Source organism: Vicinamibacterales bacterium (genome assembly GCA_036496585.1).
In the GTDB taxonomy this organism is placed as follows: domain Bacteria; phylum Acidobacteriota; class Vicinamibacteria; order Vicinamibacterales; family 2-12-FULL-66-21; genus JAICSD01.
This window is the reverse complement of record DASXLB010000024.1, coordinates 17197-43329: the sequence shown is the minus strand read 5'-3', so window position 1 is coordinate 43329 and position 26133 is coordinate 17197. Positions and strand designations below refer to the sequence as shown.

Here is a 26133-nt window from a genome sequence, read left to right as displayed (position 1 = left end):
CTAGCGTCCCATCTGGTTGAGCGTGGTGTTGATGTACTTCCAGTAGTCGTTCAGCTCGGCGAGCTGCGCGCGGCCGGCAGGGGTCAGCCGGTAGTACTTGCGTGGCGGTCCGGCATCGGATTCCTGCCACTCGTAGTCGAGCAGCCCGTCGCGGCGCATCCGGCTGAGGAGCGGATAGAGCGTTCCCTCCTGCGTGGCGAAGTCCGTAGCGGCCAGCCGCGTCAGCATGTCGGCGACATAGACCTTGTCCGCCGAGACAATCTTCAGGATGAGGAACTCGAGGAGCCCCTTCCGGAGCGCAGCGAACTTCTCGTTGGCGCCCATTGCCGTGAACAGCTACCTTGCCATAACAAGGTAGCAAGACGACAAGCCACACTCAAAAGTTCCGTTCCTTCGCCTCCTTCTATCCTTCCGTACACAAAAAAAGCCGGGCCCTCTTGCGAGAGCCCGGCCTCCCCTCCCGAACGAACTAGTGGTCTACCAGCTCACCCGGATTCCGAAGCGGATCACGCGAGGCGCGACGACGGCGCTGATCTGATTCGCCGTCGTTGCGTTCTGCGAAGGCCGCTGTGCCTGGACGGTGTTGAAGTTCCCCAGGTTGAAGAGGTCCATCGACGGCACCAGGTGCGACGTCATGAACTTGACCGGCCGTTCGACGTGGATGTCGACGTTCTGGAAGTTCGGCAGACGGTTCTCGCCGACCGGATCCAGCAGGACGTTGACCTGGCCGCCGTTGTTCGGGCGGTTCGGCGTCAGCACGGTGGTCTCATACGGATAGCCCTGGCGCGCGTTGTAGAACGCCGACAGGTTGATGCCCAAGGGCGCCTGATACATGCCGCTCATCTTGAACAGCCAGCGGGTGTTCACGAACACGTTGCCGAGGCCGCTGCCGGCGCTTGCGTAGTCGTACTGGAACCCGTCGCGATTGGCGATGTTGGTCGGATCCTGGAACGCGTCGGTCGTGCCGTAGTGCTGCACCGCGCTGTTGTAGGTGAAGCTGGTGTTCATCATCCAGTGATTCGACATCCGCTTCTGCGCGCTCGCCTCGACGCCGTTGAAGTCGCGCCACAGGTTCTGGTTCGTCAGCGTGGTGATTGAGCCGACGATGACGTTCGGCGTGTAGTAGGTCACCGCCGGGCAGCGGGCGCCCGAGGGGCAGGTGGCCGGATCCGGCGTGAAGGTGGCCGCCGAGTAGGCGGAACCGTCAGTCGGAATGCCGTTGGCCGGCGACCAGCTGAAGTCGTCGTACTTGCGCCAGATGTAGCTCACACCCGCCGCGAAGCCCTTGCCAATCTGGTGATCGACGCCGACGATGAACTCGCGCGTGCGGTCATCCTGCAGATTGGAATCGACCGTGTTCTGCGTCGTGACCACGGTTGGATTGTTCGGATCCCAGTTGCCGGTCGGCGTCACCAGCGTGTCGGTGGGCGCCGCCGCGCCGCCGGCCGCATTGACGACTTCGTTGGCCTGGACGAACTTGTCATGGTTGAAGTCGATCCAGCGATAGCGGGCGCTGACGCGGCTCACCGGGTTGATCTGACCAGCGACCGCGCCGGTGCCGACCTGGCCGTAGTAGACGGCATAGTTCGCCTTGATGATGCTCTGGCCGTTTCCCTTGAGGTCGTAGGTGAGGCCGAGGCGCGGCGAGAAGGTATTGAACGCGACGCCCGGATCGACGCCCGCGAAGGCGACGCCCGGCAGCCACTGCGGAAACAGCGGGTTGGCGACGACGCTCGACGCGTTGGCGACATCGTGGTTGTAGTCGTAGCGCAGCCCGAGCTGATAGGTGGCGCGGCCGTGCGTGATCGTGTCCTGCCCGTAGACCGCGTTGTTGGTCAGCGTGTAGGAGGTCTGGCCGTCACGCGTCAGCTGCAGCTGGCAGCCGTCGGCAACCGTCGAGCAGTCGTTCGCGTCGACCGACGCGGCCGCGGTCGGGAAGCGCGCCACCGCGTTGCCCGGCGTGTGCGTCGAGCCGTACGACAGCGCGTTCTTGTAGTAGGCGCCGACCCGGAACGCATGATCGCCGAGGATCTTCCCCGGGGCGAAGTAGTTCGCGTTGAACGTGATCTGGTTGGTCGGCCGGATGTTCACCGACTGCGCATTGTCGGGCGTCGAACGGCCGTTGGTGCTCGTGCTGATGATGAGCAGCGGCTGCACGTCGGCGAGCGACGGATCGTGGTAGTCGAGGATGAAGTTGTTGCCGACGTGCGCGTACTGCACGTCGAGCAGCAGCCGATCGCTGACCACCCACTGGTCGCCGAACTTGTAGGTCGGATTCGGACCGACGTCCCAGTAGTTCTTGAAGCCGTAGGTGGTGTTGACCTCGGTCTGACGCACCGTCGACTCGGGCGGCGTCGTGTCGCTGGCGTTGCGCGCGTTGCGCTCTTTCAGCGAGAACAGGTTGTAGAGCGAGAGCTTGTTGCCGTTGAACAGCTGGACTTCGCCCTTCAGGTTCGTCGTGCCGATGGTCGTCTGATCGGTGTTGAGACAGTTGTTGACGTCGTCGATCGGGTGCGCCAGCGGGTTGCCGCCCTGGTCGGCCTTGATCTGCTGGCAGGCGGCCGTCGGCTGGTAGAAGTTGATGACCCCGACCTTGACGTCCTGCTTGCCGTAGCTGCCCCAGACCCACGCCTTGCCGCGCTTGATCGGGCCGCCCATCTCGAAGCCGTAGTCGTTGATGTTCTGGATCGGGTTCCCCGAGCTGGCGCCGTTCTGCCGCATCGCGTCGGTGATGTTGTTCGACTCGAAGGCGTCGTTCGTGTTGAAGATGCGCGCCGAACCCTTGAACTTGTCGGTGCCGCTCTTGGTCACCAGGTTGACGCCGACGCCGCCGGTCTGCTGCGTCACGTCGACGCCGCCGGTGTTGACGGTCATTTCCTGGAACGCGTCGAAGTCGTAATAGGTCGGCGAGGCGCCCGTCGCGGCCATGTCGGTGATGTCGACGCCGTCGAGCGACCACTTGGTGTTGGTCGGGTTGCCGCCGCGCGACACGAAGTTGGACTGCTGGCCCGACATGTTGCCGCCGATGTTCTCGCGGTCCATGGCGATGCCGGCCGTCTGCTGCAGGATGACCCACGGATCGCGCGCCGAGGGAATGCTCTGCAGCTGGTCGAGCGTGAAGGTCTGCTTGGTGCCGGTCTGCTTGGTGTCGATGATCGGGCTCTCGCCCGTCACCGTCACGGTCTCCTGGACCGCCGAGACGCCGAGCTGCGTGCTGACGTTGGCGCTGAAGCCAATCGTCACCGCGATGCCTTCCTTGATGACGGTCTTGAAGCCGGTCAGCTCGAACTTCACCGTGTAAGCGCCGACTTCGAGCCGCGGGAACTGGAAGCTCCCGGTCTCGCTCGTGGTCGCGGTCTGCGGCTGCAGGAGCGACGGGCTGGTCAACGTCACGGTCGCGCCCGGCAGCACGGCGCCGGACGTGTCGGTGACCTTGCCGAAGATCTCGCCAGTCTGCGACTGGGCCCGGGCCGACGCTGCGCTGAGCACGAGCGCAAGCGCCGCCAACAGGGCGGTGAAACGCACTTTCATCTTTTTCTGGCCTCCACGAAAAGGAACGATCCGAAGGTAACGGGGAGGGAAATAGCAGGACGGGTGCCACGCGCGGACGGTGTTCGCGGCGCGGGACGAGCGGTGGGACTAGTGCTTAAGTGATTGCAGCGAAGACACTTCCAGAGATCGCCACTGTCGCAGAATTGTCACGCAACCGAACTGTGTCCGCTCTGTATTCAAGGGGTTGGATCTGACATCCAATCGAGGGGGTCTAGTTGAATCCCGCCACGCGTCTGCGGAGCGTCTTCACGTGCTCCCAGATCTGCGCCGATTCGGACCTGGATGGCTGCTCTCCGTCCCCGTTGACGTCTTCGTCCTCGTCCTGCTCAGCCATTGGCGACTCCGGCCGGGGCATCAGCCGCAAATACGCCTCGAGATCGCGCAGCGCCGATGCGAAATCCTCCATGTGATACGCCAGCAGCCCGCGGTCGCGCAGCTCCGAGAGCGCCGACGGATCCACCGCGAGCAGCAGGTCGGCGACGGCCCGCGCCTGCGGGAACGATTGCATCCGCACGTAGAGCCGTTTCAGGTTCACCAGCATGCGCACGACGATGTGCTGGCGCGTGGCCGTGGCCAGCAGCGTGCGATCGAACGCGCTCTCGTCGCCGACGTACTCGCGCAGCAGCAGTCGGCAGTCGACTTCCGAGAGCAGCGCGCCGCCGTGGAACGGATCGACGATCAGATCCTCGCCGGTGTCGGGCGCCCGCACCAGGAAGTGCCCGGGAAAATTGACCCCTTCGAGCATCATGCCGCCGCGCCGGCCGATCTCGAGGTAGACGGCCGCCAGGCTGATCGGAATGCCGAGGCGCCGGTCGAGCACTTCATTGAGGAAGCTGTTGCGCGGGTCGTCGTAGCGCTCGGCGTTGCCGCTGAAGCCGAGCTCCTCGAAGAGGTAGGCGTTGAGCGTGGCGATCTGCGCGGCGAGTCCTCCCTGCGCCTGGCGCTGCAGCCGCCCTTCGGCCGCCTCGCCCATCCGTTCGAGCCGCTGCAGATAGGGCGCCGCGTCGAGCGACGGGTATTCGACGCGCGCGATCGCGAGCGCCGCGGGCGCCAATGACTGTCCCGGCTCGTCGAGCGCGCGCAGCAGGTCCTCGGTGATCTGCGGCAGCCGCCCGGCAAGGGGAAGAGGCACGGCCCGATTGTAGCGTGGTCGCACAGCTGTGTGTATCGGCGTCAGCGCAGCCGACATGCAGCCCGTCGCCCGCCGCTACAACTGCGCGACGAGGTCGCGCGTGATCTCGGCCAGGGAGTCGACGACCCGATCGGCGTGGCCGGTGAGCGACTCGCGCGGGTAGGTGTGGGTGACGGCGATGGTGCGCATGCCGGCTGCGCGGGCCGACTCGAGGCCCCAGTGCGAGTCTTCGATCGCCACGCAGGCCGACGGCGCGACGGCGTGCAGGTCGGCGGCCCGCAGATAGGGATCCGGCGCCGGCTTCGTCTGCGCGGTATCGCCGGCGGCGACGATGAATCGGAAGAAATGCTGGAGGCCGGTGCCGCGCAGCACCAGATCGATGTCGGCGCGCAGCGCGCCCGAGGCCACGCCGACCGGCCATGCCGCGGCCAGCCGCCGCACGCACTCGGCGGCTTCCGGATACAGCACGTCGCGCGTGCCGAGCAGGCCCTCGAACACACGGCCCTTCTCGACGATGAGCCGCTCGATCTCCCCGCCGTCGAGCCGCAGGCCGAAGTCTTCGGCCATCTTCCGCAGTGCCCCCTCGTCGTCGTATCCGAGATAGCGCTCGCAGTAGGTCGCCTGGTCGAGGTCGATGCCGAGGGGCGCGAGCAACGCGCGATAGGCGTCGAGGTGCAGCGGCTCGGAATCCGCGATCACTCCGTCGAAGTCGAACACCACCGCCTGAATCGTCACGGCTCACGCTCCGCACGAAGCTTAGAGCGGATTTCACCGTGTAGCCCAGACCTTCAGGTCGGCCACGGTGATGCCGGGCGGGCCTGAAGGCCCGCGCTACGAACGTGCTTCAGTTGCACGGGGTCACGTCTCGGTGACGCGCGGTTCCCAGCCGTTCACCTGCGGAATTTCACCGTGTAGCGCAGACCGTGTAGCGCAGACCTTCAGGTCTGCCACGGTGATGCCGGGCGGGCGGGCCTGAAGGCCCGCGCAACGAACGTGCTTCAGTTGCACGGGGTCACGTCTCAGTGACGGGCGGTGCCCAGCCGTTCACCTGCCCGGACCGGGAACCTCAGGCGGCTCTCCGGCGGAGGATACGGGCAGTCGTAAGACGAGTTGTAGAGGCAGAACGGGTGAAAGGCGCGGTTGAAGTCCAGGTCGTAGACGCCGGTCGCCGTACGATCGAGCTCGAGGTAGCGGCCGCCGTTGTAGGTCTCGAGGCCGTTGGTGAGATCACCGAACGGCACGAACAGGCGCCGCAGGTCGGCTTCGTTGGCTTCGACGAACGCACCCAGCGAGAGCGCGTGGCCATTCAGCGTAAAGGCGAGCGTGCCGACGCGCCGCATCTGCCGGTGTTGACCCGTCGAGGTCAGCATCTCGATCGACTTGCCCGCGTCGTCGGGGTGCAGCATTGCCGGGACGCGGTATGCGGGATCGATCGGGAAGTAGGTGAGCGGCGGAAAGGCCTCGCGCCGGTCGGCCGGCACCGGCGAATCGGACGACTCGCGCATGAAGCGATCCTTCTCGGCGTGCCAGCCGGCGATCTGGCTGGCATAGGGCGGCGGCTCGGTCGAGCAGGCGAGCATGCCCGTGAGCGACAGCGCCAGCGCGGCCACCACGGCGGCGCGCGTCACGGCGTGGTCCAGCCTCCGCCGAGCGCCTTGATCAACAGCACGCTCGTCGTGATCCGCCGCGACTGCACCGAAAGCGCCGCCCGCTGGTTGTTGAGCGTCGCGCTCTGCGCGGCGATCACTTCGAGATAGGTGGCGACGCCGCCCCGATAGCGGTTGGTCGCCAGGGTCAGCGAGCGCTGCGCCGCCGCCACGGCCGCGTCCTGGACGCCGGCCTCGTCGCGGAGCACGCGCAAGGCGGCGAGGCTGTCTTCCACGTCCTGCAGCGACCGCAGGATCGTGTCCTGGTAGTCGGCGACCGACTCGTCGAACGCGGCCATCGCCTGGTCGCTGACGGCGTGCCGCCGATTGGCGTCGAACAGCGTGATGACGGCCGCGGGCCCGGCCGACCAGAACGTGCTGAGCCCCGACACCCAGCTGAGGAGCGATCGGCTCTCGAGGCCGGCCGACGCGGTCAGCGCGAGCCTGGGGAAGAACGCCGCATTGGCCACGCCGACGTTGGCGCTGGCGGCCGCGACGCGCCGCTCGGCGGCGGCGATGTCGGGGCGCCGCTCGAGCAGATTCGACGGGATGCCGGGAGGAATTTCCGGCGGCGACTGCGTCAGCGGCGCCACCGCCAGCTGGAACGACGCCGGCGGCACGCCGATCAGCACGGCGATCGCGTGCTCGAGCGCGGCGCGCTGTGCCGCGGTGTCGATCGCCTGGGCGCGTGTCGTCTCGAGCTGCGTCTCCGCCAGCGCGACATCGGCGGCCGAGGCGATGCCGCCGGTGTAGCGGTTGCGCGTCAGATCGAGCGCGCGCTGGAACGCCGCCACCGAGTCGTTGAAGAGCGCCAGCTCGGCGTCGAGCGACCGCAGCTCGAAATAGTCGAGCGCCAGCTCGGCGTGCAGCGAGAGCCGGACGAACTCGACGTCGGCGGCGCTCGCCTGCGCGGTGGCACGCGCCGCCGCCACGCTCTGCCGTACCCGTCCCCACAGGTCGACTTCGTAGGAGAAGTCGACGGGCAGGATGAAGTCGCTGGTGTTCAGGTGGACCGTCGCGTTCGGCCGGTTCCCCGACTGCGTGCCGGCGGTGATCGCCGGCGTCGAGGTGATGAGCGGGTATTTCGCCGATCCCGCGATCGCCACGGCGGCGCGCGCCTGCGCGAAGCGCGCCTGCTGCGCCTTCAGCGTCTGGTTGGAGACGTCGATCTTCGCTTCGAGCTCGTCGAGCTGGGGATCCTGGAAGGCTTCCCACCACGCGCCGCGGGCGATCTGGTCGGCCGGATTCGCGGCCTTCCAGTCGGCGTTCTCCTTGAACGCCGCCGGCAGCGGCTCGAGCCTGGGCGGCTCCGGCGTTTTTGCGGTGCAGCCCGTGACCAGCCAGCCGACGGCGACGATCAGCGCGGGGCCTCGTGCCCGGAAGCGCCGAGGGAACGCGGCGCGAAGGGGAGTCACGGCTGCGGCTTCTTGGGCTCGGGCGCCGCCACCGCGACCGACTGGCCGTCGGCCAGCGAGTCCGGCGGATTGACGACGATCGACTCGCTGCCCTTGAGGCCCGACACGATCTCGATCGTCGTGCCGAAGTCGCGGCCGATCTGCACCGGCACCAGCGAGACGACGCCGTTCTTGACGACCGCCAGCCGCATCCCTTCCGAGCGGAAGATCATCGTGTTCACCGGCACGCGGAACGTCGTCGCGTCGGTGGGCAGCTTGAGATGGACCTGCGCGAACGAACCCGGCAGGATCTCGCCGCGCGGATTGTCGAGATCGATCTCGGTCAGCAGGGTGCGCGAGTTCGGGTCGATCGACTGCGCCGTGCGCGCCGTCTTGCCGGTGAAGGTGCGCCCCGGCATGTTCTGGATCTCGATCTCGGCCTCGGTGCCGATCTTGATCGCCGAGGTATAGGTCTGCGGCACGTTGATGAAGATCCGCAGCCGACCGACCGCGGCGATGTGGAACATCTCTTTGGCGCCGGAGCCGGCGGGAATGAGCGCGCCGATGTCGATGTTGCGCGCGGTGATCACGCCGTCGAACGGCGCGTAGACGACGCGGAACTTCTGCATCGCCTCGAGGCGCTTGACGTTGGCGTCGGCCGAGAGCACCGCCGCCTGCTTGGCTTCGTAGTTCCCCTGCGCGTTGTCGAGATCCTGCCGCGACACCGAGTCGCTCTTCATCAGGTCTTCGTAGCGGTCGGAGGTCGTCTTGGCGAGCTTGGCGTTGGCCTGGGCGCTGGCGAGATCGGCGCGCGCCTGCAGCAGCTGCTGGTCGACTTCCGGCGTGTCGATTTCGGCGAGCATCTGCCCGGCCTTGACGCGCGACCCGATGTCGGCGTGGCGCGCCTTCAGGTAGCCGGAGGTCCGCGCGAAGATCGCCGCGTCGGTGAACGCCTGGATGTTGCCCGGCAGGGTGACCTCCTCGGCGGCCGACCCTTTCGCCGGATGCGTCACCGCGACGGTGACGACCGCCGCGTCGTGCGTCTCCTTGGTGAGATCGGTGAGCGCCTTCTCGCGTGAGCTGATGCCCCACGCCGCCGACATCGCCGCAGCCGCGACGATCACGACGACGGCAATCAGCGCCCCGCGCGATGAGCGGCGCGGCGCGGTCTCGGGTGCGACAGCGCTCACGACGCCACCTCCGTCCGCGCGACGCGGGTGTGCCGGTGCAGCAGCGCGAACACCGCCGGCACGAAGAACAGCGTCGCGACGGTCGCCAGCGACAGGCCGCCGATGACGGCGCGGCCGAGCGGCGCGTTCTGCTCGCCGCCTTCGCCGAAGCCGAGCGCCATCGGCACCATGCCGATGATCATCGCGAGCGCCGTCATCAACACCGGACGGAAGCGGCCGAAGCCGGCCTCGAGCGCCGCGTCGAAGGCCGACTGCCCGCGCTCCAGTTCGTCCTTCGCGAAGCTCACGACGAGAATGCTGTTTGCGGTCGCCACGCCCATGCACATTATCGCTCCGGTGAGCGCCGGCACGCTCAGCGTCGTGTGTGACAGGAACAGCATCCAGACGATGCCGGCGAGCGCCGCCGGCAGCGCGGAAATGATGATGAACGGATCGAGCCACGACTGGAAGTTCACGACGATCAGCAGGTAGACGAGCACGATGGCGAGCGCCAGACCGGCGAGCAGCCCGAGAAACGACGTCCGCATCGTCTCGATCGTCCCGCGGACGACGATCGACGATCCGCGCGGCAGCGTCTTCTGCGCCGCGTCGATAATCGGCTGGATGTCCTTGGCGACGCCGCCCAGGTCGCGTCCCTGCACCGAGCCGTAGATGTCGATGACCGGCTGCACGTTGTAGTGCGAGACGACGGCGGGGCCTGCTTCGCGATGGACCGTCGCCACGCTCTCGAGCAGCGGCTGCATGCCTTCACCGGCGGTGATCGGAATCGTGTTCAGGTCGTTCAGCGAGTCCATTCGGTACTGCGGCGTCATCGTACTGATCGCGTAGCTGATGCCGCTCGTGGGATTCAGCCAGAACGTCGGCGACGTCTGGCCGCTGCCGCTCAGCGAGACGAGCAGGTTGTTGGCGACGTCGCGCTGGGTCAGCCCGAGCTGCGCCGCCTGCGTGCGGTCGACGTCCACTTCGAGCGCCGGTTCGTTGGCGACCTGGTGGACGCGCAGGTCGACGATCCCCGGCACCCGCGTCATCTTCGCCGCGAGATCGCCCGCGAATTTGCGGTTGGCGTCCTGGTTGCGCCCGATCACCTGCACGTCGATCGGCGCCGGCAGCCCGAAGCTGAGGATCTGGCTGACGATGTCGGACGGGATGAAGGAGAACTGGACGCCGGGGAAGCGGCGGTTGAGCTCGACGCGGAGATCGTGGATGTACTTCGCCGTCGGTTCGTGATCCTCGGCGAGCGCCACCATGATGTCGGCGTCGCCGGCGCCGATCGGCGCCGAGTTCGAGTATGAGAGGTTGAGACCGCTGTAGGGCAGCCCGACGTTGTCGACCAGGCTCTCGAGCTGCTTCTTCGGGACGACATCGCGGATCGCCTCGTCGACCTGATCGCAGAGGAGCGCCGTCTCCTCGATGCGGGTGCCGGTCGGCGCCCGGAGGTGCAGCTTGAACTGACCGCTGTCGACGGCCGGGAAGAAGTCCTGCCCGACCCACGGCACCAGCAGGAACGACAGCCCGCAGAGCGCGAGGAACGCCGCCGCGAACAGGCCGCGCCGTGTCAGACAGGCGGCGAGTGTCCGCCGGTAGGCGTCGCGCAGGTAGACGAAGCCGTGGTCGAGCGCCTGCTGCGCGCGCACGAACGGGTTGCGCGACACGGCGTGGCCGTGCTCCTGGTGCGCCTTGAGCAGGTACTTCGCCATCGTCGGCACCAGCGTCCGCGACAGCACGTACGAGGCGAGCATCGCGAAGACCACCGCTTCCGCCATCGGCACGAACAGGTAGCGCGCCACGCCGGTGAGGAAGAACATCGGCACGAAGACGATGCAGATGCACAGCGTCGACACGAACGCCGGGATCGCGATCTGCTGGGCGCCGTCGAGAATCGACGGTTCCAGCTCCTTGCCGGCTTCGAGGTGGGTGTTGATGTTCTCGATCGCCACCGTCGCGTCGTCGACCAGGATGCCGACCGCGAGGGCCAGGCCGCCGAGCGTCATGATGTTGATCGTCTCGCCGAGCGCGCTCAGCACGATGATCGACGTCAGGATCGACAGCGGAATCGAGACCGCGATGATGATCGTGCTGCGCCAGCTGCCGAGGAAGACCAGGATCATGATCGCGGTCAGGGCGGCGGCGACGACCGCCTCGCGGATGACTCCCTGGATCGAGGCGCGCACGAACACCGACTGGTCCGCCATCTTGCGGATCTCGAGCGTCGGCGGCAGGCTGGCGGCGATCGTCGGCAGCTGCGCCTTGACGTTGTCGATGATGTCGAGCGTCGAGGCCGAGCCCGTCTTCATGATCGAGACCATCGTCGCGCGCTGGCCGTTGACGCGGATGATGTTGGTCTGCGGCGGATAGCCGTTGCGGACGTGGGCGACGTCGCGGATGTAGATCGGCGTGTCCCCCGTCCGCACCGGCAGGTCGTTCAGCTCCTCGACGGTGTCGGGGCTGCCGTGCATGCGGACGTCGTACTCGGTGCCGCCGATCTTCGACGTGCCGCCCGGCAGGATCAGGTTCTGGTTGGCGACGGCGTTGACGACGTCGACCGGCGTCAGCCCCGTCGACTTGAGCGCCTCGGGATCGAGATCGATCTGAACCTGCGCCTGCTTGCCGCCGTAGGGGTTCGGGATCGACGCGCCCTGCACCGTCGCCAGCTGCACGCGCAGATAGTTGACGCCGATGTCGTAGAGCTGCTGCTCGGAGAGGCCCTGGCCCGAGAGCCCGAGCTGCAGGACCGGCACGCTCGACGCGTTATACGTGATGATGAACGGCGGGTTCGTCCCCGGCGGGTCGGAGCGCACCGCCGACTGCGAGATCGACGTAATCTGTGCGACCGCCGCCTCCGTCTTGGTGCCCGGCTGAAAGAAGATCTTGACGACCGAGATGCCGCGCAGCGTCTGCGACTCGATGTGCTCGATGTCGTTGACCGTCGTCGTCAGGCCCCGCTCGAAGCCGGAGACGATCCGGTTGGCCATCTCGTCGGCCGACATGCCGCTGTACTGCCACACCGCCGTGACGACGGGGATGTTGATGTTGGGGAAGATGTCGGTCGGGGTCCGCATGATGGCGAGCGGGCCGACGAAGAGGATCGCGATCGCCATCACGACGAACGTGTAAGGGCGATTCAGCGCTATACGAACGATCCACATGGCTCAGAACGGGTCATTATACTTTTGGATTAGATGGCAATTGTATGACGCGCGGTTGAGCTGGGCGCGGAGCGTGTGCAGCCCTGAAGGGCTGCGCTACGTGGCCGCATCCCCTCGTGCCCCCCGTTGACCATGTGCCCCACGTGCATACGTAGCGCAGCCCTTTAGGGCTGCTCAGAACAGATAGCTGCGCCGTTCCACCGTCGCGTCCGCCAGCAGGCGCCGCAGGACGATAGTATTGATCGGCGCCGGTTTCAGCAGGCGCCGCAGCGCCGCCAGCCGGATCCGCAAGGCGTCCCCGTCCGCCATCGCCGCCAGCGCGGTCTTCGCCGCCGCTTCAACGCGCGACGCCGCGTCGGCTACGTAGATGCGTGCGGCCGCCTCGTGCAGCGGGCCGTCCCCCTGCACCGCCCTGAGGACGGCACTCTCCGACGCGTAGGTATCGATCAGAATGTCGGCGGCGGCGAGCAGCACTTCCTGCTCGTCGGCGAGCTTCTCGCGGTACGTGTCCATTGCCGTGCCGAGCACCATCAGCGCGACCTTCTTCATGCCGGTGACGCTGCGGCGCTCGGCGTCGAGCGGATCGCCCGAAGGGGTGTCGAGCGCCGGCGGTGCCATCACCTCGTCCATCAGGCGTTTGGCCGCCGGGATGAGCGGCAGCTCTCCTTTCGCGGCGCGGCGCGCGAGCATGCCGGGGATGAGGAGCCGGTTGATCTCGTTGGTCCCCTCGAAGATGCGGTTGACCCGCGCGTCGCGGTAGTGGCGCTCGGCCGGGTAGTCCCGAACGAAGCCGTTGCCGCCGTGGACTTGCACGTTCTCGTCGAGGATGAAGTCGATCGCCTCACTCGCCGCGACCTTGAGGATGGAGGCCTCGACGGCGAACTCCTCCAGCACCGCGAGCACCTGGGGGGGCGAATGGTCCGCCGCGAGCGCGGCGTCGATCATGCCGGCCGTGCGGTAGAGCATCGCTTCGACCGCGTACTGCCGCGCCGTCATGTCGCCGAGTTTCTGCCTGATCGCGCCGAATGAGGCGATCGGCTTGCCGAACTGTTTACGCGTGGCCGCGTAACGCGCCGCCTCCTCGATGGCGAGCCGCGCGCCGCCGCTGCACATCGCGCCGAGCTTCAGCCGTCCGTAGTTAAGCGTGTTGAACGCGATTTTGTGGCCTTTGCCGACCTCGCCGAGCAGGTTCTCCGCCGGCACCCGCGCGTCCTCCAGGAGCAGCGACGTCGTCGACGAGCCGAGCAGGCCGAGCTTGTGCTCCTCCCTGCCGCCGGTCACGCCTGGAAAGGCGCGCTCGACGATGAAGCCGGTAAAGTGCTCGCCGTCCACCTTGGCGAAGACGATGAACAGATCGGCGAAGCCGCCGTTCGTGATCCACATCTTCTCGCCCGAGAGCAGGTAGCTGCCGTCGGGCTGTTTCGTGGCCCGGGCGCGGGCGCCGAGCGCGTCGGAGCCGGAGCCCGACTCGCTCAACGCATATGCGCCGATGATCTCGCCGGTCACGAGCTTCGGAAGGTAGCGCCGCTTCTGGTCCTCGGTGCCGAAACAAAGGATCGGCGTGATCGTCAGCCCCGTTTGCGCGCCGAATGTCGTGGCGAACGACGCACAGCGGCCGACCGCTTCGCCGACGACGACGGACGAGGCCTTGTCGAGCTCGAGACCGCCATAGGCGTCGGGGACGTCGGTGGCCAGCAGACCGAGATCTGCGGCTCCCCGCACCAGCTCGCGCGCCAGCGTCCAGTCCTTCGACTCGAGCCGATCGATCTTCGGCAGGACCTCGTTGTCGACGAACGCGTCCGCCGTCTGGCCGATGAGGCGCTGCTCGTCGTTCAGCCGTTCGCGCGTGAGCACGGTGCCGGCCGCCGCGTCCTCGATCAGCCAGCTGCCGCCCCTGCGTGTGGTGGAAGTCGCTGTCATGGTCCGGTCCATCCTTACACGCGCTCGAAGAGCCCTGCCGCGCCCATGCCCCCGCCGACGCACATCGTCACTAGGCCATAGCGCGCGCCGCGGCGGCGCATCTCGTGGAGGATCGTCGCCGTGAGCTTCGCGCCGGTGCAGCCGAGCGGATGGCCGAGCGCAATCGCGCCGCCGTTGACGTTGAGGCGATCAGGATCGATCGGCAGCTCGCGCAGACAGGCGATCGCCTGCGCGGCGAACGCCTCGTTCAGCTCGACGAGATCGATCTGCGCCAGGCTCAGGCCGGTTCGCGCCAGCAGCGCCTTCACAGCGGGTACCGGTCCGATGCCGAAGCGTTCCGGCTCGACGCCCGCCGTCGTGTAGCCGGCGAACCGCGCCAGCGGCGTCAGCCCCCGCTCCCTGACGACCCGGCCGCTGACGACGACGGCGGCGGCCGCGCCGTCGCTCATTTGCGACGAGTTGCCGGCCGTGACGCTGCCCCTGGCGTGGAACGCGGGTTTCAGCCGGGCGAGTGCGTCGAGCGAGGTGTCGCGGCGCGGCCCTTCGTCGACGGCGAGCAGTGCGGGGCGTGGCTCGCCGGCCGCCGGGTGAGGGACAGGGACCAACTCGTCGAGGAATCGTCCCGCGTCGATCGCCGCGACGGCGCGCTGATGGCTCCGCAACGCGAAGGCATCCTGTTCCTCGCGCGTGATGCCGTAATCGCCGACGTGGTTCTCCGCCACCAGTCCCGTCGTGAGATACACGTCGGGGTAGCTCGCGACGAGCGCGGGATTCGGCGCGATCTTGTTGCCGCCCATCGGCACCAGGCTCATCGACTCGGTGCCGCCCGCCACGATCACGTCGGCGCCCCCGGCCATGATCCGCTCCGCCGCATAGGCGATCGCCTGCAGGCCGGACGAGCAGAAGCGATTCACCGTCACGGCGGAAGCCGTGACCGGAATGCCGGCGCGCAGGCTCGCGATCCGCGCGACGTTCAGTCCCTGCTCCGCCTCCGGCATCGCGCAGCCGAGGATGACATCCTCGATCTCCGCCGGCTCAATCGCCGGCACGCGCTCCAGCGCGCCGCGGATCACCAGCGCGGCGAGCTCGTCGGGCCGGACGCATTTCAACGCGCCGTTCGGGGCCTTGCCAGCCGGCGTCCGCACCGCCGCGACGATGAAGGCTGCAGGCTGGCTCACCCGTGGCCGCTTGTCCGCTCGTCGAAATCGCCGAGCAGGTCTTCCAGTGCTTCGCCGACTTCCGTCGCGTGGCCGTCGAAGAGATGATCGGCGCCGTCGATGACGGCGATCTCTTTCGGTTCGAGCAGCTGCCCGTAGAACTTCCACATGTCCTGGATCGGGCAGATGTCGTCGGCCTCCCCCTGCACGAAGAACTTCGGCTTGGTGCTCTTCAGCGTGTTCGAGAAATCGTAGCCGTCTTTCGTCACCGGCGGGGCGATGCCGATGAGCAGCCTGACGCGGTCGTCGACGGCGCCGGTTTCGAGCGCGATCCAGGAACCGAACGAGAAGCCGGCGGCCCATAGCGGCAGGTCCGGGTACGTCTTGGCCAGATAGTCGAGCGCGGCGGTGAAGTCCCCTTTCTCGCCGGAACCCTCGTCGAACTGTCCTTCGCTGCGGCCGACACCGCGGAAGTTGAAGCGCAGCACGGCGCACCCGGCGCGCAGCAGCCCCTTGGCGCCTTGATACACGGCCTTGGTGTGCATCGTCCCACCGTGCGTCGGCAGTGGGTGCGCGAAGACCACGGCGGCGCGCGGCGGTCCCGAGGGTTCCTCCAGCAGGGCCTCGAGGCGCCCGGCTGGCCCGGTCAGATCATGAACTGGCGGCATGGACGAATGTTCCTACGATGCGGGCCAACTGTGCCGGCTGCGTCAACGAGCCGGAGTGTCCCGCCGTCTCCATCATCTCGTACCGGCTGCCGCGAATGTGGGCCAGATACTGCCGCGTCGACGCGACCGGCACGACGAGGTCGAGCGCGGGATCGCCCGTGACGATCAGCGTAGGGGCGGTGATCCGCGCACAGTCGGCGGCGAGGTCGACCGACTGCATCAGCCTCACGCGCGCCGCCATCGCGGGCGGCCACGCAGGAAAGCGCAGCGCCGTCAGCGCGGCGCGCGCAACGAACCAGGCGCGGTCTGGCGCGCGCGGAAACGCCGCGCGCAGTTCCGCCCACAACCGCTCGGAGGCCGCAGCGAGAAAGAGCGGCAGGGTCGACAACGGACGGCGCACGTATCGGGCCTGTTCGGCGTTCGCCCGCCAGCCCGGACCCGGTGACGAGGCCACGACGAGGCGGGTGACGCGCTCGGGATGGCGCGCCGCATAACGAACCGCGACGGTGCCGCCAAACGAGATGCCGCAGAGCGCCGCCCGCTCGACGCCCGCCGCCGCCATCGTCTCCTCGAGCTGCCGCACGAACAGATCGAATCCCTGCGCCGGATCGATCGCCCGATCGGCGCCGAAATCGCCGGCGAGCGTGTAGGTGACGACGCGGCACCGCTCGGCCAGCGCCTCGAGAAACGGGCGCATCCACTGCCATCTTCCCTGCAGCGGCTGGACGACGACGACCACCGGCCCGGATCCCTTGTCGAACATGTACCTCGATTGCGGCGCCTGACCGGCGCCAGCGATCTAATTCCGCAGCGGTTTGCCGGTCTTGAGCGTATGTGCGATGCGATCGAGGGTCTTGCGCTCGCCGCACAGGCTGAGAAACGCCTCGCGCTCGAGGTCGAGGAGTTGCTGTTCGGTCAGGGTCGCGGGATGACCGAGGTCGCCGCCGGCCAGCACCCACGCCAGCTTGCGGCCGACGAGCGCATCGTGATCGCTGATGCGGGCGGCGCGCCACGCGAGGTGGACGCCGAGCTCGAGCGCCGCGAATACTCCTGCGCCGCCGACGCGGATCGCCGGTCGCGGGCGGGCCGGCGCGAAACCACGGGCGAGCAGCCGCGCCCGGGCGCTGGCGTCCTCTAGCAGGCGGTCGCGGTTCATGGTGATCGCGTCACCATGCTGCAGGAAGCCGAGCTCGCGGGCATGGGCGGCGCTGGTCGAGACGGTCGCCAGACCGATTGTTTCGAACACCCGCTGCACGTGCGGCAGAACGTCGGCGGGGCCCCGGACGTGCTCCATCGCGCGCGCCAGCATCTCCTTGGTGCCGCCGCCGGCCGGAATCAGCCCGACGCCGGTCTCCACCAGCCCGACGTAGCTCTCCGCCGCCGCCTGGATGCCGGTCGCATGCAGCGCGATTTCGCAGCCGCCGCCGAGCGTCAGTCCCGCCGGCGCGACCACCACCGGCACGTCCGCATGCTTCAGCGCCATGGTCGCCCCCTGAAACGCGCGAACCATGCCGTCGACGTCATCCCAGTTGCCGGCCTGCGCCTCGAGCAGCAGGAGCATCAGGTTGGCGCCGGCCGAGAAGTGGGCGCCGCCGTTCCCCACGACGATTGCCTCGAAATTCCTCGACGCCTCTTGCAGGCCGGCGCGGATCATCTCGATCGCGTCGCCGCCGATGACGTTCATCTTCGAATGGAACTCGATCTGCGCGACTCCATCGCCGAGATCGATGACGGACGCCGCCGCGTTGCGGCGAATGACGGCTGACGCCGCGGCATGAGCTGCGTGCGAGCCGGACGTCGGGAGTGTGGTGTCGCCGGCCAGCGCAGCGAGCGTCTCGAACGGGCCGAGTTCCCACCCGAATCCCCACTTCATTGCCTTGTCGACGTCGTCGCGCGAATGGGCGATTTCGCCGGCGATCTGCTCGACGAACTCGAGCGTCGGGCCGAGCGTCGCGCGCAGGAACGCGCCGGCTCGATCCGCGCCCCGGTAGAGGGTGCGGACGCGTTCGCCCACGTCGTCAATCCCCTTCGCGGCGTCGAGCGACGGCAGCTGCACGGCCTGCGCGGCGCGATAGTCGAGCGTCCGCAGGTCGAGCGTCAGGATGTCGTCGCCCGACTTGCGGTAGAAGCCGGCGCCCGCCTTCGCGCCGAGCAGCCCTTTCTCGAGCATCGCCTCGACGAACGGCGGCAGTGACATGCCGAGCGTCCGCGCGACGTGCGCCATCACGTCGAGCCCGGCGATGTCGAGCGTGCGGAAGGTCGCGCTCTTCGGCCGGCCGATCGCCTGGCCGGTCATCGCGTCCGCTTCCTCGATGGTGTAGCCGCCCGACGCGATCGCCTCGAGCACCCGCATCAGGCCGAACATGCCGATGCGGTTGGCGATGAAGCCCGGGACGTCCTTGGCGACGACCACCCCTTTGCCCAGACGGAGGTCGCAGAACGCGGCGAGATCGCGCACGAGCGCAGGGTCGGTGTCCGGCGTCGGGATCAGCTCTACCAGGTGCAGGTAGCGCGGCGGATTGAAGAAGTGGCTGCCCAGCCAGTGCCGACGGAAATCGTCGCTCCGCCCCTCGGCGATCGAGGCGATCGGGATCCCCGACGTGTTGGAGCTGACGATCGCGCCGGCGCGCCGGACCGCGTCGACCCGCGCCAGCAGCGCGCGCTTCGGTTCGAGCTGCTCGACGATTGCCTCGATGATCCAGTCGGCCCCCTCGATCGCCGGCAGGCCGTCGTCGAACCCGGCGGTCTCGATGAGCGCCGCGGTGCTGGTCGCGAAGAGGGGATCCGGTTTGAGGCGGCGGGCGCGCGCCAGCCCCTCCCGCGCGGCCTCGGGGGAGACGTCGAGCAGGCGGACCCCGAGGCCGGCGTTGGCGAGATGCGCGGCAATCTGCGCACCCATGACGCCGGCGCCCAGCACGGCCGCGTTGCGGACTCTCATTATGCTAGGGTAAGCCCATGCTCGACGAGGCCCAACAACAGGCAATCGTCACGCGTCTGAACCGTATCGAAGGTCAGGTGCGCGGCATCCGCCGGATGGTCCAGGAGCCTCGTCTCTGCATCGAAATCCTCCAGCAGCTCTCCGCCGCCGAGGCGGCGCTGAACCGCATCTCTCTGGCCGTCTTCCGGAACCACGTCGAAACCTGCGTGCCGGCGGGCGTCGAAAAGGGAGAGCCGGATCGTAGCGCACGCCTGGCCGAGCTGGTCGACATCTTCGACCGATTCGGCCGCTAACTCTTCCGCGTTAGCCCTTGCTTTTCCCCAGGACGGGGACCATAGTTGGGCGTTCGACTTCGAACACCGTCCGTTTGCGAAACCTCGGGTCTTCTTCTATCTCGGAGGATGGATGATGAGTTCTCGACTCGCAAGACTGATGGCGTTGTGCGTCCTTTTCTGGGGCGTCTCTGCAGCGCCATCGACCGCGCAAGTATCGTCGGGCCGGATCGATACCACCGTCACTGACAGCACCGGCGCTATTCTCCCAGGGGTCACCGTCGACATCAGCGGCCCCGAAACCCACTCGGCTGTCACCGATGCACTCGGTGAAGCGCACTTTCTCAATCTCGCCCCCGGAACTTATACCGTCAACGCGAAACTCGCCGGCTTCAGCGACTACTTGAACAAGAGTCTGGTGGTGGCCACAGGCGCGAGTGTGCCCCTGAGATTCTCTCTTTCGATCGCGGGCGTCTCGACGCAGGTGCAGGTCACCGGCGAATCACCGATCGTCGACGTCAAGAAGATGACGACCTCGACGAACGTCAGCATCGAGGAGCTGCAGAACATTCCGTCGTCACGCGATCCGTGGGTCGTCATGCAGACGGTGCCCGGCATCGTGCTCGATCGCGTCAACGTCGGCGGCGGCGAGTCCGGCCAGCAGCCGGGCTACCAGGCCAAGGGGGCGAGCGGCGCCGACAACACCTGGAACATCGACGGCATCGCGTTCACCGACATGGCGGCGACCGGATCCAGCACGACCTACTACGACTTCGACATGTTCCAGGAAATGCAGGTCACGACCGGCGGCGCCGACGTGTCCAACGCCACGCCAGGCGTGCAGATGAACATGGTGATGAAGAGCGGCAGCAACACGCCGCACGGTTCGACCCGCATCTACTTCGAGAACGAGAGCCTCGAGTCGAACAACATGCCCCCCGACCTCGCCGCCAGCATCGGCGGCACCGACGGCAAGGGCAATCGGATCGACCAGTACAAGGACTACGGCTTCGAGCTGGGCGGCCCGATCCTCAAGGACAAGCTGTGGGCGTGGGGATCGATGGCCAAGACGCACATCGATTTGATTACGCTGACCGGCTATCACGATCGCACCGAGCTGCAGGACGACGGGCTGAAGGTGATTGGTCAGCTGTCGAAGGCCGTGCGCGCCAACTTCACCTACTTCCGCGGCGACAAGGACAAGTTCGGTCGAGGCGCCAGCGCAACCCACCCGCCGGAAACGACCTACGACCAGTCGGGCCCGACCAACATGTATAAGGGCGAAATGAACTTCGTCCTCGGCAGCAATGCATTCCTGTCGGTGAAGGGCGCTCACATTTCGAGCGGATTTCAGCTGGCCCCTGAAGGCGGCCTCGACAAGCAGCAGTACACCGACGATGCCGGCGTTCAGCACGGCACCACCGATCTCTACAAGTCCAACCGCCCGCAAAACACGATGCTCGCCGACGGCAGCTTCTTCAAGGGGCATCACGAGCTGAAGTACGGCTTCGGCTGGAAGAAGGCCGAGGTGCAGTCGACCGACACCTATCCGGGCAACGGCATCCTCACGTATGCCAACGGCTACCCGGACATGCTCGCCTATGTCCGTCGCGATTGGGCGAACTTCGCCAGCGGCTCGTACTCCAATGCCTACGTCTCGGACACCTGGACGATGAATCGCATGACGGTCGTCGGCGGCCTGCGCTGGGATCGCCAGGCCAGCTCGCTCGAAGCCGCCACCGTGCCGGGGAGCACTGTGCTTCCCACTCTGCTGCCGTCGGTCACCGCGACTGCTGTCAAGGACGCCATCGTCTGGAGTTCGGTCGTGCCCAAGGTTGGCATGACCTACGCGCTCGATGAGAACCGTAAGTCCATCCTGCGCGCGAGCTATTCGATGTTCGCCTCGCAGCTGGGCAATGGCGCGGCGGGAGCGATCTCGACGATTCAGTACACCGGCATTTACTACTACGCCACCGATCTGAACGGGAATCACATCGCGGATCCGAACGAGATCCAGTATGGCCTCGGACCGGTCGGCTACTATGGGTTCGACCCCAACAACCCGAGCAAGCTGGAGACGAACAACAAGATCGGCAGCTACTCCACCCCGCGCACGCAGGAAGTGCTGTTGGGCCTCGACCACGAGCTGATGCCGAACTTCGGCGTGAGCGCGACGTTCACCTATCGTTATTACGATCACTTCGACTGGTCGCCGCTCATCGGCGTGACCCGCGCCGACTACACACAGACCGGCACGCTGACCGGTAACGTCGATCCAATCGGCCAGTTCAGCGTGCCGTACTACGCGCTGAATCCGGCCAAGGTCCCGCCAGGCGCCGGCACCGTCTACGAGGAGCGGAACGGCTACCACCAGCGCTATGTGGGTTTCGAGCTGAGCGCCACCAAGCGCCTGGCGAACCACTGGATGGGCCGCTTCGGCTTCTCGACCAACGACCATCGCGAGTACTTCGACGATCCGAACACGTCGATTACCGATCCCACGCCGACCCTCGCGCATCCCAACGTCGACGGCGGTCGTGTGATTACCGCATCGGGCGGCAGCGGCAAGAGCAACATCTATCTGGTGCTGCCGTCGTATCAGTTCGTGGCCAACGGCATGTATCAGGCGGGCTGGGGGATCAACTTCGGCGCCAACTGGGTGATGCGGCAGGGCTACGCCATGCCGTACTTCCGCAGCAACGTGAACGCCGGAGATCCGCTCGGGCTGAAGAAGGTGCTTGTCGTCGGCGACGTCACCGACTTCCGGCTGCCCGCGGTCAGCTCGCTCGACCTGCGTCTCGAGAAGGCGATCTCGTTCGGTCGGAGCGCCAAGCTGATGCTTGACCTCGATGGGTTCAACGTGACGAACTCGGGCACGGTCCTCGGCCAGCAGTACGACCTGCGGCTGACGGGCGCGACCGGGTTCAATCAGGTGCTCGAGATCATGGACCCGCGGATCTTCCGCGTCGGCGCGCGGTTCACGTTCTAATCCCGTCCTCGGGCGGAACGCCCCAACTCGGCTACACTGAAAGCCGGGGCTGCTGACGCGGCCCCGGCTCTTTTTTGTCCGGCGTGCCAGCGCCCACCGTTCGCCACAGGATTCCTATGGTTCGTTTGCGCGCGCTCGCGATCGCATCGGTCCTCGCCATGTTTGTCGCCGCGTGCGGCGGCAGCAGCAATAGCAATAGCAGCAGCGGCGGCGGATCGGGCAGCGGCGGTGGCGGCACCACGCCGGTCAACCCCTGCTCGACCGCGCTCACCGACGAAAACGCGCAGATCGCGGCGGTCGGCGCGGTGGCGCAGAGCGGCGGCCGCCCCGCGACCGACAAGAAGACGGTCATCGACGGCGACCCCCGCGGCCGCCTGGCCGAAGCCTTCGCCCTCAATCGCAAGGCCGAGGAATATCGCAAGACGCTGCAGATCCGCCGGAGCGTCGAAATCGCCTCGCAGGATCGCCCCGACGCCGCCGGCCAGGCGCCGGTCGCGCAGGACGTCGGCGAGATCGCCGTCCTGCAGGATTCCGGCGATCTGATCCTGCCGCAGAACACCTACGATCTTCGCAGCGTCGGCCTTCGCTTTGCGCGCAGCGGCGGCAGCTACAGCGTGAGCAGGGTCGACGGCTCGTTCCGGAGCACGCTCGGCAACCGCGTCACGCTCGGCGACGACGACAGCGCGGCGGTGGCGATTCCCTTCGCTTTTCCGTTCTACGGCACCGCTCAGACGGCCGCCTTCATCAACTCCGACGGCAACATCACACTCGGCGAGGCCGACAGCTCCAGCACCGATCGCAGTGTCGCCCGCATGCTGTCGGGTCCGCCTCGCCTGTCGCCGTTCTTCGCCGATCTCGATCCGACGAGCGGCGGCAAGATCTTCGTCAATGCCGCCGCGGATCAGTACACCGTCACCTGGTGCGGCGTGCGCGGCTTCGACTCGACACGCAGCACGACCGTGCAGGCGACGCTGCTGCCCGACGGCAGCGTCGAGTTCAAGTTCGACTCGTCGATCAACCTGCCCGACGCGGTCGTCGGCATCTCGCCCGGCCACACCGGCGACGTGCAGCTGGTCGATTTCTCGACGTTCGCCGGAGCCGGCGCCGGGGCGATCGCGGAGCGTTTCGCGTCGGCGGTCTCGATCGACACATTCGCGGTCGCGCAGAAGTTCTACCAGTCGCACCCGGACAATTACGACCAGATCCTGCTGTGGTCGGACCAGCCGCTCATCCAGGACGCCTTTGCCTACGAGATCAACATCGCCAACGAAGTGACGGGGATTGGACAGGACACCTTCGATCTGAGCCAGTCGGTCGGCAGCGCCGGCCGGCTGCGCTCGCTGGTGATGATGGACTGGCTCGGCAAGTATCCCGACGACCCGACGCAGAAGTTCCTCGGCGAGAACAACACGTTGAGCGTGCTCGGCCAGGAATGCGGGCATCGCTGGCTCGCCTACGTCCACTTCCGCGACCGCACCGGCAGCAATTCGACGGCGCTGCTCGGGCGCGACCAGGCGCACTGGAGCTTCTTCATGGATTCCGACGCGTCGGTGATGGAAGGCAACGACATCAAGGATCTGGGCGGCGGCTCGTTCCAGACCGTCGACGCCGTCAAGCGCTACAGCCGTCTCGACCAGTACATCATGGGCGCGATCCCGCCGAGCCAGGTGCCGTCGTTCTTCTACGTCGAGAACCCGAACTCGACGCACATGCCGGCCGACGCGCCGCAGATCGGCGTCAGCTTCACCGGTACCCGCCGCGACGTGCTGGTCGACGACGTGATCGCGATCAACGGACCGCGCGTCCCAGGGTCGGACGCGGCGCCGAAGACCCTCAGCCAGGCGTTCATCTACATCGTCAGCAACGGCCGCAGCCTGGATCAGTCGCAGGTCACCAAGCTCGATCGCATCCGCACGCAGTGGCAGTCGTTCTTCGGCACCGCCACTGAAGGGAAGATGACGTCGACCACGGCGCTGCGCTGACGGGGGCGGGTCCTTTACCGCCAGGCGAGCGCGCTCAGGGCCTGGCGCGCCTGCGCGTCGTAGGGGCCGCCGATGTCGAGGCACTTCTGATAGGCGTCGACCGCGCGCTTGCGGTCGTCTCCCGGCCCGATCCACCGCTGGCTCTCGCGGTCGTAGCGCTGCGACTTCACCCAGCGCATCTGCAGCGCACGTCCGAGATTGAACCAGCCAAGCGCGTCGGTGGCCGCGACCTTGGTCGCCTGGTCGAACGAGTCGACCGCCGCGTCGAGCGCGCCGCGCTTGATCTGAATGACGCCGATCGCGTCGTAGACCTCCGGATCCTCCGGCCAGCGCCGCTGCGCTTCCCGCAGCACCTTCAACGTGGCGCCGTTGTCCTTCTGCAGGCCGTAGGCGTCGGCGAGACTGAAATAGGTGGGCTCGAAATCGGGGGCGTCGCGAACGACGCGCTCCCACGCGGCTGCCGCTTCGGCGTAGCGCTGCTGCGCGAACTCCGCCAGGCCGAGCGCGTAGCGGACCCACGGGCGGGCGTCCGGCGCGTTCGCCGCGACCGCGAGGTGCGCGGCGGCGGCCACCACGTCGCCCCTCTGGTAGGCGGCCCATCCCGTCTCGGCCGCTGAGCCGCCGCCCGCCTCGTTGCGGCCGAGCGCCGCCACCATGGCGCCGCCGTCGATGCGCGCGCGGACCGCGCCGCCGGCCGTTGGCGTTGCCGCGCGGGCGACGAGCGGCACGTTGTCGGTCAGGTCGACGGGGTCCGGGAGCGCCAGCAGTCCCGGCGAGACTGGCAGATCCGGCGGTGGAATCGTGCTTCGGATCGCGACCGGCCGCAGCAGCGCCGCCGGAGGCAGCGCCAGATAGCCCCGTCGCGCTCGTACTTTGACGCCGGTGCGATCGACGTTCACGTCAATCCGGCGATACTTACCGTCGAAGGCGGCGTTCGACGGCGTATATGAGACGACGTAGTAGACGCCGGCATCTTGCTGGATCTGGTCGAGCGCGCGCGCCAGGTTGTTCTCGTTGCGGATGGCGAATCCGCCGGTGTCGACCGCGAGGCTGTTGATGCCGTCGGCCTGCGTGTCGAAGTGTGACGCCGGACCGGCGCTGTTCTCGGCGTACGGCCGATCGACGAGCGTCGCCAAGGCTCCCGTGTTCAGGCCGCGTGCGTCGATCGTGTAGAAATGCGCGCCGGCGCGCGCCGCGTCTCCCACCGCCGCGCGCATCGAGGCCTCGAGCCGCTCGGCGACGAAGCCCTCCGACAGGAACACCACGGTCTTGGGCCCTTCCATCCGCGCGAGCCCGTTCGACAGGGCCTCGACCGAGGCCAGTGTGTTGAGCGCCGCGCGGCGGATGTCGCCATAGAGGCGATCGGCCTTTTCGACGACCGCCAGATCTGGCGGAACGCGCTTGCACTCGTCGGGATCGTCGCTGCAGGCGCGGATCGACGCACGCTGCAGCGTCTCCTTGTCGCGATCGACCGCGATGCGGATGATCTCCAGCTCGTCCTGCAGCCGCGGCCATTCGCGCGTCATCTCGAGCTGGCGGCTGCGCAGGCTGCCTGGCTGCTTGACTGCCGCGGCGGCCGCCTTCAGCTCGTCGTGATCCGAGGTCATGCGGTTGTTGGCCAGCTTCCCTTCGGCGACGACACCGCCGATGTCGCCGCGATGGAGTTTCTCGGCGATGAATTTGATGACGGCGTCGCGGGAGTGGGTGAGGCCGGCGGGCGAGAGATGGTCGGTGTCGAAGAGGAAAACCCAGAGAGAAGGTGAAGGTGCCAAGGGGGCTAAGGGTGCTAACGGTGCTAACGGTGCTGGTGCTGAAGGTGCTGAGGGTGCTGAAGGTGCTGGTGCTGGAGGTGCTTCCCCGACGAGCGTGACGGATTGGATGGTTTGCGGAACGCCCTCCTCTTTAATCGTGAAATCGGCCGCGGCGAGATCGGTGACGAAGCGGCCGCCTTTCAGCACCCGCACGTCGACCTGCACGATCTGCGTGCCAGATCGGTAGGGCTGCGGCGCTTGTTGAGGGCCGGCCGCCGTCTGCCCGCGGCCGGCTACCGGTTGCCAGCTAGCGGCAGCGATCAGCGCGGCCGCGGCGAGCTTTCCGTATCCCATCGGTTTCATCGCCCATCGCCCATCGCCCATCGGATATCGGAT

At 67.4% G+C, this 26133-nt stretch carries 17 protein-coding genes; 3 read left to right on the top strand and 14 right to left on the bottom strand.

What is annotated here, in order from left to right:
- The 13 genes from VGI12_07985 to VGI12_07925 all read right to left on the bottom strand — a co-directional run bounded on the left by VGI12_07985 (window position 1) and on the right by VGI12_07925 (window position 18743).
- The gene (locus VGI12_07985; protein HEY2432599.1) at window positions 1-324 is read right to left on the bottom strand and encodes a PadR family transcriptional regulator; all 324 of its coding nucleotides are present in this window, start codon (window positions 322-324) and stop codon (window positions 1-3) included.
- Between the two features lie 153 nt (window positions 325-477).
- Window positions 478-3531, bottom strand: a complete 3054-nt coding sequence (locus VGI12_07980; GenBank protein ID HEY2432598.1) for a carboxypeptidase regulatory-like domain-containing protein — start codon at window positions 3529-3531, stop codon at window positions 478-480.
- Window positions 3532-3763: 232 nt separating this feature from the next.
- Window positions 3764-4684, bottom strand: a complete 921-nt coding sequence (locus VGI12_07975; GenBank protein ID HEY2432597.1) for a transglutaminase-like domain-containing protein — start codon at window positions 4682-4684, stop codon at window positions 3764-3766.
- A gap of 75 nt (window positions 4685-4759) precedes the next feature.
- Window positions 4760-5419: an HAD family phosphatase gene (locus VGI12_07970; GenBank protein ID HEY2432596.1), complete on the bottom strand. Its 660-nt coding sequence runs from the start codon at window positions 5417-5419 to the stop codon at window positions 4760-4762.
- A gap of 284 nt (window positions 5420-5703) precedes the next feature.
- A complete protein-coding gene (locus VGI12_07965; protein HEY2432595.1) occupies window positions 5704-6312 on the bottom strand; it encodes a DUF1684 domain-containing protein in 609 nt (202 codons plus the stop codon).
- Window positions 6309-7745 (bottom strand): efflux transporter outer membrane subunit, encoded by a 1437-nt coding sequence (locus VGI12_07960; GenBank protein ID HEY2432594.1) that lies wholly within the window; start codon window positions 7743-7745, stop codon window positions 6309-6311. Before VGI12_07960 ends, VGI12_07965 begins: the two co-directional genes overlap by 4 nt.
- Entirely contained in the window at window positions 7742-8914 is a 1173-nt protein-coding gene (locus VGI12_07955) for an efflux RND transporter periplasmic adaptor subunit (protein ID HEY2432593.1), read from the bottom strand. The genes VGI12_07960 and VGI12_07955 overlap by 4 nt, the downstream gene beginning before the upstream one ends.
- Window positions 8911-12060: an efflux RND transporter permease subunit gene (locus VGI12_07950; GenBank protein ID HEY2432592.1), complete on the bottom strand. Its 3150-nt coding sequence runs from the start codon at window positions 12058-12060 to the stop codon at window positions 8911-8913. The genes VGI12_07955 and VGI12_07950 overlap by 4 nt, the downstream gene beginning before the upstream one ends.
- Before the next feature lie 174 nt (window positions 12061-12234).
- Window positions 12235-13980 carry an acyl-CoA dehydrogenase family protein gene (locus VGI12_07945; protein ID HEY2432591.1) on the bottom strand — a complete coding sequence of 582 codons (1746 nt, stop codon included), beginning with the start codon at window positions 13978-13980 and terminating at the stop codon, window positions 12235-12237.
- A gap of 14 nt (window positions 13981-13994) precedes the next feature.
- Window positions 13995-15158: an acetyl-CoA C-acyltransferase gene (locus VGI12_07940; protein ID HEY2432590.1), complete on the bottom strand. Its 1164-nt coding sequence runs from the start codon at window positions 15156-15158 to the stop codon at window positions 13995-13997.
- The gene (locus VGI12_07935) at window positions 15155-15805 is read right to left on the bottom strand and encodes an alpha/beta fold hydrolase (protein ID HEY2432589.1); all 651 of its coding nucleotides are present in this window, start codon (window positions 15803-15805) and stop codon (window positions 15155-15157) included. Before VGI12_07935 ends, VGI12_07940 begins: the two co-directional genes overlap by 4 nt.
- Window positions 15789-16568 carry an alpha/beta hydrolase gene (locus VGI12_07930; GenBank protein HEY2432588.1) on the bottom strand — a complete coding sequence of 260 codons (780 nt, stop codon included), beginning with the start codon at window positions 16566-16568 and terminating at the stop codon, window positions 15789-15791. The genes VGI12_07935 and VGI12_07930 overlap by 17 nt, the downstream gene beginning before the upstream one ends.
- Window positions 16569-16604: 36 nt before the next feature.
- Complete coding sequence (locus tag VGI12_07925; GenBank protein HEY2432587.1) at window positions 16605-18743, bottom strand: 3-hydroxyacyl-CoA dehydrogenase/enoyl-CoA hydratase family protein; 2139 nt, start codon at window positions 18741-18743, stop codon at window positions 16605-16607.
- Window positions 18744-18760: 17 nt separating this feature from the next.
- Between VGI12_07925 and VGI12_07920 the strand changes: the two genes are divergently transcribed.
- From VGI12_07920 to VGI12_07910, 3 genes are all read left to right on the top strand, one after another.
- Entirely contained in the window at window positions 18761-19036 is a 276-nt protein-coding gene (locus tag VGI12_07920) for a metal-sensitive transcriptional regulator (GenBank protein HEY2432586.1), read from the top strand.
- A 115-nt stretch (window positions 19037-19151) separates the two neighbouring features.
- The gene (locus VGI12_07915; protein HEY2432585.1) at window positions 19152-22004 is read left to right on the top strand and encodes a TonB-dependent receptor; all 2853 of its coding nucleotides are present in this window, start codon (window positions 19152-19154) and stop codon (window positions 22002-22004) included.
- A 116-nt stretch (window positions 22005-22120) separates the two neighbouring features.
- On the top strand, window positions 22121-23986 hold the full coding sequence (locus VGI12_07910) for a hypothetical protein (protein HEY2432584.1): 1866 nt from the start codon (window positions 22121-22123) through the stop codon (window positions 23984-23986).
- A 14-nt stretch (window positions 23987-24000) separates the two neighbouring features.
- Here VGI12_07910 and VGI12_07905 read toward each other — a convergent pair whose 3' ends face one another.
- Window positions 24001-26091 carry a VWA domain-containing protein gene (locus tag VGI12_07905; GenBank protein HEY2432583.1) on the bottom strand — a complete coding sequence of 697 codons (2091 nt, stop codon included), beginning with the start codon at window positions 26089-26091 and terminating at the stop codon, window positions 24001-24003.
- Window positions 26092-26133 lie beyond the last annotated feature (42 nt).

Excerpts from the sequence above, each read along its gene's own strand:
- VGI12_07905 (HEY2432583.1), bottom strand. The coding sequence starts at position 26,091 with ATGGGATACGGAAAGCTCGCCGCGGCCGCGCTGATCGCTGCCGCTAGC.
- VGI12_07980 (HEY2432598.1), bottom strand. The coding sequence starts at position 3,531 with ATGAAAGTGCGTTTCACCGCCCTGTTGGCGGCGCTTGCGCTCGTGCTC.
- VGI12_07950 (HEY2432592.1), bottom strand. The coding sequence starts at position 12,060 with ATGTGGATCGTTCGTATAGCGCTGAATCGCCCTTACACGTTCGTCGTG.
- VGI12_07935 (HEY2432589.1), bottom strand. The coding sequence starts at position 15,805 with ATGCCGCCAGTTCATGATCTGACCGGGCCAGCCGGGCGCCTCGAGGCC.
- VGI12_07925 (HEY2432587.1), bottom strand. The coding sequence starts at position 18,743 with ATGAGAGTCCGCAACGCGGCCGTGCTGGGCGCCGGCGTCATGGGTGCG.
- VGI12_07910 (HEY2432584.1), top strand. The coding sequence starts at position 22,121 with ATGGTTCGTTTGCGCGCGCTCGCGATCGCATCGGTCCTCGCCATGTTT.
- VGI12_07985 (HEY2432599.1), bottom strand. The coding sequence starts at position 324 with ATGGGCGCCAACGAGAAGTTCGCTGCGCTCCGGAAGGGGCTCCTCGAG.
- VGI12_07920 (HEY2432586.1), top strand. The coding sequence starts at position 18,761 with ATGCTCGACGAGGCCCAACAACAGGCAATCGTCACGCGTCTGAACCGT.
- VGI12_07915 (HEY2432585.1), top strand. The coding sequence starts at position 19,152 with ATGAGTTCTCGACTCGCAAGACTGATGGCGTTGTGCGTCCTTTTCTGG.
- VGI12_07945 (HEY2432591.1), bottom strand. The coding sequence starts at position 13,980 with ATGACAGCGACTTCCACCACACGCAGGGGCGGCAGCTGGCTGATCGAG.
- VGI12_07930 (HEY2432588.1), bottom strand. The coding sequence starts at position 16,568 with ATGTTCGACAAGGGATCCGGGCCGGTGGTCGTCGTCGTCCAGCCGCTG.